This window comes from Bacillus cereus group sp. N21, assembly GCF_016483395.1.
In the GTDB taxonomy this organism is placed as follows: domain Bacteria; phylum Bacillota; class Bacilli; order Bacillales; family Bacillaceae_G; genus Bacillus_A; species Bacillus_A pseudomycoides.
The window spans coordinates 1-237 of record NZ_JAEHBX010000430.1 but is presented as its reverse complement, the minus strand read 5'-3'; the positions used below and the strand labels follow the sequence as shown (position 1 = coordinate 237).

Here is a 237-nt window from a genome sequence, read left to right as displayed (position 1 = left end):
CTCTCTACTTGTTGTTTCACTGTCTCTAATTTTTTTTGCTTATCAGTAACATCACTTTCCAAACTTTTTTTCATTGCTTGTAATTCGTTTGTTTTTTCTTCAACTTTCTTTAAATCATGGTCAATCGTTTGTAATTCGTTTTCTTTTTCTTGTACTTGATTTTCAATAGTTGACTTCGCTTCTGCATATTCCTTGTATTGACGGACTTTCATGTACTTATGAGAACCTACATTAGCA

General features: G+C 31.2%; 1 pseudogene. It reads right to left on the bottom strand.

The features are described 5' to 3' along the window. Window positions 1–237, bottom strand: a pseudogene (locus tag JDS96_RS31510) (plasmid recombination protein); the annotation flags it as partial.